10 protein-coding genes are annotated in these 9,993 nt (G+C 66.1%); 3 read left to right on the forward strand and 7 right to left on the reverse strand.

What is annotated here, in order from left to right; all coding sequences use genetic code 11:
* The coding region (locus V5A19_RS12820) for a hypothetical protein (protein ID WP_332319870.1) at nt 1–283 on the reverse strand (283 nt) is incomplete at its 3' end.
* 517 nt (nt 284–800) lie between these two features.
* Between V5A19_RS12820 and V5A19_RS12825 the strand changes: the two genes are divergently transcribed.
* Both V5A19_RS12825 and V5A19_RS12830 read left to right on the forward strand, forming a co-directional pair.
* A complete protein-coding gene (locus V5A19_RS12825) occupies nt 801–1,124 on the forward strand; it encodes a VanZ family protein (protein WP_332319871.1) in 324 nt (107 codons plus the stop codon).
* A 10-nt stretch (nt 1,125–1,134) separates the two neighbouring features.
* The gene (locus V5A19_RS12830; RefSeq protein ID WP_332319872.1) at nt 1,135–2,325 is read left to right on the forward strand and encodes a VanZ family protein; all 1,191 of its coding nucleotides are present in this window, start codon (nt 1,135–1,137) and stop codon (nt 2,323–2,325) included.
* Here V5A19_RS12830 and V5A19_RS14420 read toward each other — a convergent pair.
* The 6 genes from V5A19_RS14420 to V5A19_RS12855 form a co-directional block, all read right to left on the reverse strand.
* Nucleotides 2,275–2,502: a PEP-CTERM sorting domain-containing protein gene (locus V5A19_RS14420; protein ID WP_443081474.1), complete on the reverse strand. Its 228-nt coding sequence runs from the start codon at nt 2,500–2,502 to the stop codon at nt 2,275–2,277. The genes V5A19_RS12830 and V5A19_RS14420 overlap by 51 nt on opposite strands.
* 57 nt (nt 2,503–2,559) lie before the next feature.
* Complete coding sequence (locus V5A19_RS12835; protein ID WP_332319873.1) at nt 2,560–3,087, reverse strand: hypothetical protein; 528 nt, start codon at nt 3,085–3,087, stop codon at nt 2,560–2,562.
* A 575-nt stretch (nt 3,088–3,662) separates the two neighbouring features.
* Nucleotides 3,663–4,040, reverse strand: a complete 378-nt coding sequence (locus V5A19_RS12840) for a type II secretion system protein (RefSeq protein WP_332327886.1) — start codon at nt 4,038–4,040, stop codon at nt 3,663–3,665.
* Nucleotides 4,041–4,534: 494 nt separating this feature from the next.
* Complete coding sequence (locus tag V5A19_RS12845; RefSeq protein ID WP_332327887.1) at nt 4,535–5,299, reverse strand: S1 family peptidase; 765 nt, start codon at nt 5,297–5,299, stop codon at nt 4,535–4,537.
* Nucleotides 5,296–6,627: a hypothetical protein gene (locus V5A19_RS12850; RefSeq protein WP_332327888.1), complete on the reverse strand. Its 1,332-nt coding sequence runs from the start codon at nt 6,625–6,627 to the stop codon at nt 5,296–5,298. Before V5A19_RS12850 ends, V5A19_RS12845 begins: the two co-directional genes overlap by 4 nt.
* 65 nt (nt 6,628–6,692) lie before the next feature.
* Nucleotides 6,693–7,625: a sulfotransferase family protein gene (locus V5A19_RS12855; protein ID WP_332319764.1), complete on the reverse strand. Its 933-nt coding sequence runs from the start codon at nt 7,623–7,625 to the stop codon at nt 6,693–6,695.
* Nucleotides 7,626–7,799: 174 nt separating this feature from the next.
* On the opposite strand from V5A19_RS12855, the gene V5A19_RS12860 reads away from it, so the two are divergent.
* The coding region (locus V5A19_RS12860) for an AMP-binding protein (RefSeq protein WP_332327889.1) at nt 7,800–9,993 on the forward strand (2,194 nt) is incomplete at its 3' end.

Here is a 9,993-nt window from a genome sequence, read left to right on the forward strand (position 1 = left end):
CGATGACGAAGGCGATCGCCAGCCGCGGCAGGAGCCAGGGCAGCAGTTGCCCGGAGCGGCGTTGATAGAGCCCGGTGGCCACCATGGTGCCGACCATGACTAGCGCGGCCAGGGCAACGCCGGGCAAACCCGCCGGGGCATGCTCCGACAGGGCCTGCTCCAAGCTCCCCACCCGGATGTGGGCCGCCGCGAGGATCGCCGCAACGAAGGTCAAGAAATCCAGGCCGCCCAGGACCAGGGTGATGGCCTTGACGTGATGCTTAAACAGGCTAACCGTCCGCATGGAATCGCCTTTAAAAGGAGGCTTTGACAGAGGGTCTTGCAGGCCGGCGGACAGGACCGGCAACGGCGCCGCCCTTGCCCATTTCCGGGCTCCCCCCTATTTTGTTCAGACACTTGCCCGCCTGGCCGAAGGCCATGGAAGGTACAGGGAACGGACTGTCCGCCTCGCCCGGGTAAGGGGGTTTGTAGGGGCGGTCTTCGGATTGGGCCGGCCGCCCTGATCGGGATTGGCCCAGGCAGCCCAGTCGCCCTCTTAACCTTTCCCTTATAGGCTAGTATGGATTGTTAGGAAAGCCCCGAAACAACGGCTCGCCCGATGAATCGGGCTCCTACGATAACCCGCGCACCGCGGCAAAGAACGCGCCCCCGTAGGAGCCCGGCTGCGCCGGGCGAGCCGTTCGTTCAGCACGCAACGGAGCCCCTTTTCTTGCCCCCACCTACCCCCCTGAGAACGGCAACCGACTCCAGCGGCGCGGCCCAAAAACCCCTGGGCACGGCTGCTATGGCCGTTCCTTTACATGGCCGGGCTCTTCACCCTCTCCGCCATCCCTGGCGAGATCCCCGGCGAAGAGCCGCAAGGCCTGGCGCGTTCCCTGGCCTGGGTACCGCCCTCATTGCAAAACCTCCTGCACCTGCTGGCCTACGGGCTTCTGGCCGTCCTTTGGTTCCGGGGCCTCACCCCCTATCTCCCGAAGGGGTGGACCATCGGCATCGGTCTCGCCCTGACCATCGCCTACGGACTGGCGGACGAATGGCATCAGGCCTACGTCCCGGGCCGTTTCCCCTCGGCGACGGACGTGGTGGCGGATGCCCTCGGAGCCCTGGCCGCCGCCGCGCTATAGGGGCTCCGCCATGACCGCTAGCCCCGTCACCCGCGGCACGGCCCGCCGGTTAAGCCCCTGGCTCGTCGCCGGCGTCATTATCTACGGCTCCCTCTATCCCTTCCGGATCGTATTCCCACCCTCCCCCGACGACTGGAGGAACCTGCTCAGCCTCGCACCACCCGCGATCCACTTCGGCGATATCCTGGCCAACGTCCTCTTGTTCCTGCCACTGGGGTTTTTGCTCGGGGTGTATGCCCCAACCCGGAAACGGGGACTGGTTACCGCGGCGGCTGCCGGGCTGGGCGTGGGACTGGGTGTCCAGATCCTGCAGGTGGTCATCGAGGGCCGGATACCCAGCCTCTGGGACGGGCTCTGGAACCTGGTGGGGACCCTTGCCGGCACCGTTGCGGCCATGGCAGTGGCGAAAGCCCCCGCCGGTTCGCAGCAGCCAAGCATCTGGCCCCGGCCCGGTGCTTCCTACCCGGAGCTCCTGCTCATCCTGTGGCTGGCGACGGGGACCTTCCCCTTCGTGCCCTCGCTGGACTGGCACGCCTTCAAGGACGCCCTCAAGCCCCTGCTCCTTCACCCGGAAATCGCGCCCCTGGACCTCCTGGGCGCCATGGTCGGCTGGGGAGCCTTTGCCCACCTGTGGGCCAGCCGAACCCGGCTCCCCCTGCCCCTGCTGGGCCCCATCACGGCCCTGGTCGGGGTCTACACCGCGCAGATCCTGATCGTGAACCGGGCACCCGATCCCTCCGATCTGCTGGGCGGCGGCCTGGGCCTGCTCCTTGCCGGCCTGCCCCTCGCCGCCCGGGTGCGGGCCGGGCTCCTCCTCGTCCTCCTGATGATCTGGCTGGGGGCAACCGCGCTCACCCCGTGGGACCCCGCGCTGGTGCCCGGGTCCTTCCAATGGCTGCCCATGGTGGGATTCCTGGAAGGCAACCTGCGCCTCAACCTCTGGGTCGGCCTGGAGAAACTCTTCTTCTACGGCCTGCTCGTGGAGCTGCTGGCGGGCATCGGGCTCCGCGCCGGAGCCCCCCTCATAGGAGCGGGCTTTCTGGGCGTCCTGGAATGGGTCCAGCGCTGGCTGCCAGCGACGCATACCGCGGAGATCACCGATCCCCTGCTTCTACTGGCGATGGCGCTGGCGCGCTACGGCAGCGAGGGCCTAGCGGAAGGCACACAACAGGGCCCGCGGGTCGCTACCCGCGGGCCCTGAGCCAGGCAAAGGAAAGGCCAGCAAATAGCGCCGGCGCGCCCCGATGGCCCCGAGGCCGATCAGGCCGGCACCAATGAGGGCGAGGGTGCCGGGGACGGGAACGCTAGGGTGAGTCTGGTTGCCGGCTGCCACCCGATCCAGGGTGAGATCGAGCCTACCAACGCCTTCGACCTTCATGACAAGGCCATCCGCGCTGTCGATAATGCTTGTCGGATTCGACCCGGAAAAGCCACTTTAGGCCAGAAAGAAGCTCTGCGGGCTGTTGAGATTGCCGGGCAGGCTGAGGGTGCTGGCGGTGCTGCCCCCTCCCGACAGGGTGAAGGTAAACTCGATGTCCACTGAAGGGTCATCGAAGGGGACGACCACATCGAGCCCGGAAAAGTCCCCGCCACCGGTAAAGTCCACACCACCGAGCCCGTTATCGTTGCTCCCGACGGTGTTATCCGAACCGTCCCGGATGACCTCGGAGGATCCGACAACTTCTTTCCCCTGCTTTTGGTAGTATTCGTCGTTATCACCGCCGTTGGCGATGATATCCAGGAAGTTATTGCTGGGGTTGGAAGTAATGGTATTCACGATCTCCCGCTCACCGCCGACGATATTTGAAGCCGATCCGGTGGAGGCGCTTTTTGCCGTGCCTGTGCCGGAGTTACTCAGGACCTGATCAACCGTGAAATTGTCGATGGTTAAGGCGCTGACAGGGACCGCCGGCAGCGCGAGGGCCACCCCCATCAATGCGCTGGAGAGGAGGGATGGACGCATAAGCCCGTTCTCCGGAGGTTAAGGACAAAGGCCTTTTGAGCTGTAAGGGAACAAATTCCAGGCCAACTTACACAACCCACGCAGCGGGGGCATCGTGGCTTTACGCCCCCCTCCCTAGCCGTAAAGAATTTCGACACCGGCGGTTGCCCTTGGCAGCCCCACGGGCCCCATCTCCCCCCACCGCAGGCCCCTCTGACCGAGAGGCTCGCCCAATGAATTGGGCTCCTACATGTACGGTTCCGGGGGACCTTCGGAACGCACGCCACTTTCCAGGCAGGTGCTCCAGCCCCCGGCCCGGCGTGTAAAGGCTTTCGAAACCTGGCCGGCGGGCGAGGCTTGCCCGGCTTCCCTCCCTGCATCAGCCACCAAACCGATGCGCGCCGGGTAATCAGCAACCCTGCGGCCCCATGGAGCGGCTCAGAAGTTATTCCGAACCTGGCCGGTATCCACGTTGTACATAATTTCGGGATCGACGCCGTCCACGTCGGTGGAGCGCTGGTAGTCGTAGGTGCAGATCGTTCCGTTGCCCTGGATCATGTAATCGAGATCCGGCCCGCAACAGCTGGGGGTATCTCTCAAGATAATCTGCTATACCTGGTTACAGCCGGAGCGGAACCCCCCCAATTGGGTATTCGCCCCCCCCCCACCGGCCACCCCGAGGTGTTGACGGCGACATCATCCGCCCCGTCACCATCGATATCCAGGTTTTTCGTCCGAGTTTCGGGCAGCCCCTTCATCAGGGCCTTGGAGTGCACGAGCGACACGGCCGCCGCCAGCGCCCCGGTTGTCCCCTGGACCGATGCCCTGTGGGCCTCGTCCTGGAAATCCACGAATCTGGGCAGGGCCGCAGCCGCCAGGATCCCCAGGATGGTGATCACCACCACCAGCTCGATGAGGGTAAAGCCAGCGGGTGTCCGAACCGCTCCGGTTCCCCGCGAATAATCGGGATGCATAAATCCCCTCGCAATCGCAAAAGGCAGCGGCCCAGGCACAGCCAGCCACCATGCCCATCCCCCTTCCCCCGTAGGAGTCCGATTCATCGGGCGAGCCGTTCGAGGGACGGACCCCGGTCCGGCGAACGGCTCGCCCGGCACAGCCGGGCTCCTACAAAACGGCGCTACCGCGTTGGCTCCGGCACCCGTAGGACCCCGATTTAGCGGGCGAGCCGTTGGGTCGGCTCCGGGGCCCATACACCGCTCGCCCGGGCAAGCCGGGCTCCTACATACGGCACGGCGGCGTTTCCGGTCCTCGGAGGAGTCCGATTCCTCAGACGAGGCGTTTTTGGCGTCCGTGCCAACCCAGCAACACCTCGCGCGGCAAAGCCAAGCTCCTACAAGAGCCACGGTTGTGTAGGAGCCCGATTTATCGGGCGAGCCTTCGGTCCCCCCCGATGATCATCCACCGCTCGCCCGGCGAAGCCGGGCTCCTACAACCCCCGGGATGGGGTTTACTTCCCCTCCCCCAAAAGCGCCCTAGCATGCTCGACGGGAATGGCATAGGCGATGCCGCTGGGTTTCTGGAGTACCGACTCCTTGCTCTCCTTGACGAAGACCATGTTCAGGATCCCCACCACCTTGCCGGTTTCCTCCCGGTAGACGGGGCTGCCGCTGTTGCCGGGATAGGCGGTGGCATCGAGCTGGAACACCTCGTAGGGTTCCTCCAGGCGGCTGATGGTCGCGCTGTCCAGGGACCGGGCCTGCCCCTGCGGGGTAGCGATGGGGGTGACGGCGGAGATCAGACCCTCGTGGGTTACCGGATACATCCCCAGCACCATGCCGATGGGAAACCCGGTGAAGGCCACGCGATGGCCGGGACGGACCGCCCCGGAGCTCCCCAGCTCGAGGGCCGGCAGGGCCTCCCCCTCGAAACGCAGCAGGGCCAGGTCATGCTTGGGGTCCACGGCAACCTTCTCCGCCCGCATCGGCCGCACCCGATCGCCCCGACCGGCGAACACGGCCAGATAAGTCTGTTCATTGGCGGGAAGGCCTTCGGGCAGCACATGGTAATTGGTGAGCACCCGATGGCCGTCGCCCACCGCGAAGCCCGTGCCCTTGAACTGAGCCGCCGGCTGGCCCAAGGGGTTGTAGGTGCCGACGGCGACAATGGCCCGTTCGGTGCGCTCGATCACCTCCGGCAGACCGGCAACCGCCGTCAGCGGCAAGGTCAGCAGCCACCCCGCAATGAAAAGCGTCAGCTTCCCGGTCTTCCTCATCGAGCCCCGCCCTCCCCGCGTTCAGACTGGGAGGGCGCCAGGCGGGTCGGTTCGGGCTTGATCGCCCGCGCCGGGAGCCACTCGGGGCCCTCCCCGGAGCCGGCATAGGCCCCGGCGAACTGCCCGGAACGCCGTCGGCCCTCGAAGTCCCGGCGGGCATCCGGCAGCTGCCAAAGGATCATCCCCGGCAGAGGCGCCTGCAGGCTAAGCCGGTCCCCCTGGGGCCAGAGGTTCAATTGCCCGAGTCCGGCGAAGGGTGCCGCGAAGGCGCTGCCGGCCTCCCCGTAGCTGCCCGTCACGTTTTCGCGGTTGCGCTCGAAATTGCCGCTGAAAGGCGTTTCGGCGAACACGGCATTGGTGCCCACCAACTGCTCGCTCGTCGCGTCCGTAGCCTTGAAGAAAAGCCCCGTGTCCTTGGCGAGCACCGTGTTGTGGAAGATCCAGATGCGGCGCGGCTGCCCGTTATGGGGCATGATCGCCAGGCCGTCGCCCGCCGGGTTGACGAACAGATTATCGTACAGGGCCACGCTGCCTTCGCCCTGGAGCAGGCCCTCGGTGGGATTGCGATAGAAGACGTTGCCGTAGATGGCGTAACGGTCCTTGGAGCCCTGGCCCTCGGGCGGGAAATGGCCCACCAGCACATTGGGCCGGGCGCTGTCACCGTCGGCGGAGTTTTCCCCTTTGACGAACACATTGTGCCGAATAGTCGTGTTGACGGGTTCCTCAGGCATACCGTCCAGCTCGGGCCGCCCGTCCTGGTGCTTGATCTCCATGTTGTAGCCGATGGAATCCACCACCAGGTTGTGCTCGATCAGGCCCTCCACGAAGGGAGCTCTGCCGTCGGAGTCGCCCAGATACAGCCCGGTCCCGGCGCGGCGGATGACGTTGTCCCGGATCACCCAGCCCCAGGTCGGGCATTTGGTGGAGATGCCCACGATCTGCTGATTCGGAGCCTGATTCTCGATCACCAGATGGCGCAGGGTGATGTGGTGGGCGAAGCGGGCATGGCCCTCCGCCTTGACCCCGTCCACCGCCTTGCCGCCGCCATCGATGTGCAGGTGGCGGATGGTGACATAGGCGGAATCCACGATGCTCACCACATTGCGCCCCGGTTTGCCGTGGAAGACCGCCTTGCGGCCGTCCGCCGGCCCCGCAATGTGGATGCGCTTGCCGGGCTTCCCTTCAAGCCCGTGAATATCGAGTCCCCGTCGATAATCGCCCGACTCCAGGGCCAGGGTGTCACCCGGCTCCAGCTTCTGGAGTTTGCTCCGGTAGTCGCCCGGGCCGGCAACACGCACCTCTGCCTGGAGCGGGGCGGCTGCCCCCATGCCCCCGACCAAAAGACCGACAAGGGCGCAAGCCATCCTCGGGCCTGCGACTGACCTGTGCCGTATCATTGCTCCTCCTCCGATCGGGCAGTGACTTTCCCCCTACCCGAGGGATGGTTTGTCCTTGCAATCCCCCAGACCGACAGATCCAGCCCGGTCATTTCCTGGAGGGGCTCGACCATGGGACGGAAATGCTCTGCGAGCATCTCCCTATCGTCCGGGTCCAGCTCCGGCAGGGACCGGACCAGGTGCCGCCGAAGCCGCTCACGGGCCGCCACGGGCAGCATGGACCAAACCGCTTCCTGCAGGCTATCCATACCGGGCACCCGCTTGCGGGCCGCCAAGAGCCCTCCCATCACCGCGCCCGGCCGGTAGCCCGAGTGACGCCCTGTATCTGTCACCACCTCGGCCGTTGTTTCCGTTCCTAAAAACTCCGTCACCTGACGGACCCGAACTTGGGGATCGGCGCGCAGGTCCTCGAAGCGCAGGAACAGGAACCGCTCCACGGGAAAGAAGCGCAGATAGTGTCGGATCTGACCCAGGTAGTCGCTCATATTCAGATATTTTGGCTCCTGGCGCAGGGCCTCGCGAAAGGGGCGAGCCTCCTCCCCGATCCGGACGTCATGCCAATAGGCGGAAAACACCCGCTCCACCGGATCCCGCAGCAGGTAGATAAACCGCGCCCCCGGGGCCACCTCGGCAATCCGCCGAGGAACCGCCGCCATCCGTCCCGGTTCCTCGCCGCGGACAAGGACCTCTTCTCTATGGACGGGAGCCGCCGAATAACTGGGTGAGGCGTCGACAAGGATCTCCGCCGAATCCGGCTCGGGAAAGCAGGAGCGATACCATTCCAGCCCCCGCTCCCAGTTCTGCGTGAAGAAATGGGGCTCCTTGGGCTGGCTAACACGGATCTGCGGATCCTGGTCCAGAAGCGACGCCAGGAAGGTGGTCCCGGCCTTCTGGGCCCCTACCAGGTAAACAGTGGGCGGAAAATTCAAAACGGTCCTCCCGGTTAAGCAGCAGTCCAGCCGAACCCACCGCCAAGGTCACGCCCCGTCACCCTCGACCCATAATACCGCCTTCGGGCTTGCAAGGATCCTGGCATGAACTCCCTACAATGACATAAACTCTCTCACAACTCCCACGCCTCGACGAGTCTTGCCGACACCTCCATGACCGCCAACAGCCCAACACAGCGGAGCCGTTCCCTTAGCGCGACCCAGGAGGGCGTTTGGCTGTTCGAGCGCAGCCACCCCGGGACCTCGTCCCAGAACGTCGCGGCGGCCATGGAGGTTACCCCAAGAGTCGACGACGGTTTGCTTGGTCAGGCCGTCCAGGAAGTGCTCGCCTCGCGGGAGAGGCTGCGATGGGGGCTCCATACCCGCAGCGGCCAGCCCCAGGCGGTTGAAACCGCCGCCCCCTTCGAGCTTGGAGTGAAGGAGGCCAAGGACCCTCAGGAGACTCGTGAGCGGTTGCAGGAAGCGGCGGATGAGCCCTTCGACCTGGCCGACCCGCCGCTGGTGCGTTGCTCCCTGATCCGGGGGGAGCCGGATCGATGTCTCCTGGTACTGGTAGGCCATCGGCTTGCCCTGACCAGCCGGGAGCCCGCGGAGCTGCTTGTCGGTATCCATCGGGCCTACAACCAGCTACCGGACCTCGAGGGAGAGGGCGGCAGACAAGGCGTTTCCGGAAGGGAGCCCGCAGCCGCTCAGGCCTCGTCCCACACCCAGCAACGGGCATTCTGGGAAGCCGAGCTCGCAGGGGAGCCGCCGGTGGTCGCTCTGCCTGCCAGCCAGTCCAGGACCACCGGACGCACCTATCGGGACGGCGTGGTGAGCGCGCAAGGCCCGTCGGCCCTGAACCGGGCCCTTACCGAGGACCTGCAGGGGGACGCCGACGGCAACCCCGAGGCCTTCCTCCTGGCGGCCTTTTCGGTCCTGATCGCCCGCTACACCCGGCAGGACGAGCTGGTCCTCGGTTGGTCCGTCGAACGGCCCCAAGGAGACGCCGGCGACGGCCGCTGGGAAAACTGGCTCCCGGTCCTTGCCGAGATGGCGATGGATGCCACCTTCCGGAGCCACGCCCGCCGCACGGGCGAGAAGGCCGCCGAGGTTTTCGCCCATGGCGACATCCCCTTTACCCAGCTGGTCCGGGAGCTGGGTATCCACCGCAGCGCCGCCCATCCGCCCCTCATACAGGTCCTGCTCGAGCTCAGGCAGCAGCCCGCCGCTCCCGGGCCGGCGCCCTTCGCCGTCCTGCCGCGCTCGACCCCCCTCGACCTCCATCTGGTGGCGGACCAGGGCGAGCACGCGTGCACCTTCCACCTCGCCTACAACGCCGACCTGCTGGAAGCCGAAGCGGCGGAACAGCTCCTCACCAACTTCCTGCATCTGGCCCAATCCGCCATAGAGGCACCCGACCAAAAGCTCGGCCAGCTGCCGCTGCTGACCCCGGCGCAGCACCGCCGGGTGGTCCAGGAATTCAACCGCACCGATGCCGACTATCCGTCGGACCGGTGCCTCCACGAGCTGGTTGCCGAGCAGGCGGCCCATACCCCGGAGGCCTGCGCCTATATCTTCGAGGGACGAAAGGCCAGCTACCGGGAGGTGGAGGGCTGGGCCAACGCCATTGCCCGGGACCTGCGTAGTCGGGGAATCGGTCCGGGCGACCTCGTGCCCCTGCTGATGGATCGCAGCCTGGCCCTGCCGGTGGCCATGCTGGGCATCATGAAGGCGGGCGCGGCCTTTGTGCCCATGGACGTCCACTGGCCCGCGGAGCGCATCGAGCAGATCACGACCGACGTCGCCGAGCAGCCGCTGGTCCTGCTGGGACCGGGCGCCGAAACCGCCCCGCCCCTGCCCCAACAGGCCGAGGCCCTGCCCCTTAGCCTGGACCAGCTGGACCCCACCGAGCCTCCCGAAGATGCCGGTGTCACCTCGGACGACCCCATCTTCGTGATCTACACCTCCGGCTCCACCGGTAAGCCCAAGGGGGCCATCAACCGGCATCGGGGGATCGTCAACCGCCTGACCTACATGAACCGGCGCTACGGCTGCGGCCCGTCGGACGTCATCCTGCAGACCAGCGCGCACATCTTCGATGCCTCGGTCTGGCAGTATTTCTGGCCCCTGATCAATGGCCGCCCCAGCGTCCTGCCGGCGCCGATGGTGGGCTTCGACTACCCTTACATAACCGAGCTGATCGAACGCCACGCGGTTACCGTTACCGACTTCGTGCCTTCCGTGTTCAACCTCCTGGTGGATTTCCTGGAGACCGACGAGGCCATGCGCCGCCGCCTTGCCACCCTCCGTCAGGTGCTGATCGGCGGCGAGGCCCTCAGCCCCGCCCCCAGCTTCCGCTTCCAGG

This window comes from Thiohalorhabdus sp. (assembly GCF_036628635.1).
Lineage (GTDB): Bacteria > Pseudomonadota > Gammaproteobacteria > Thiohalorhabdales > Thiohalorhabdaceae > Thiohalorhabdus.